The sequence below is a fragment of the Duganella vulcania genome, assembly GCF_009857655.1.
In the GTDB taxonomy this organism is placed as follows: Bacteria; Pseudomonadota; Gammaproteobacteria; order Burkholderiales; family Burkholderiaceae_D; genus Rugamonas; species Rugamonas vulcania.
In genome coordinates this window covers 1-687 of sequence record NZ_WWCX01000273.1, presented here as the reverse complement: position 1 = coordinate 687, position 687 = coordinate 1, and the positions used below count along the sequence as shown (strand labels likewise).

1 protein-coding gene is annotated in these 687 nt (G+C 75.3%); it reads left to right on the top strand.

Annotated features, from left to right (window positions below; all coding sequences use genetic code 11):
- Positions 1-687 (top strand): GAF domain-containing protein (locus GTP90_RS35935; RefSeq protein WP_161087950.1); only part of this gene is annotated, 687 nt, incomplete at both ends.

Genomic DNA, 687 nt, shown 5'->3' with positions numbered 1-687 from the left:
CCAGGCCACGCCGCTGGCGCCGGCGGCGGGCGCGCCGCCGGCCAGCCAGCTGGAATTGCTGCGCCTGAAGGACGGCCGCGTGATCGAGCAGCACACGCGCGGCCTGTTGCTGGGCAGCGAGCCTGCGCGGCTGTGGTCGTTCCGCGACATCACCGAGCGCACCCAGGGCGAGCAGCGCGAGCACAACCGGCGCCACGTGCTGGAGCTGCTGGCCACCGGCGCGCCGCTGCCGGCCATCCTGGAGAGCGTGGTGCTGGGCGTCGAGGCTGGCAACGAGGAGATGTTGTGCAGCATCCTGCTGCTTGACGAGGCCGGCGAGCGCCTGCTGGTGGGCGCGGCGCCCAGCCTGCCGGCCTTCTTCAACGCCGCCGTGCACGGGCGGCCGATCCACGGCAGCCAGGGCGCCTGCGCGCAGGCGGTGCTCACGCGCAGCCGGGTGATCGTCGAGGACATCCGCCGCGCCTCGGCCTGGACCGAGTACCGCGACCTGGCGCTGCGCGCCCGGCTGGGCTCGTACTGGTCCGACCCGATCTACGGCGCCGGCGGCAACGTGCTGGGCACGTTCGCCATCTACCACCGCGAGCCCTGCCTGCCCAGCGCGGCCCACATCGCGCTGATCGAGCAGGCCGCGCGGCTGGCCGGCATCGCCATCGAGCAGGCCCAGGCGGCGGCCGCGCTGCGCGCCGG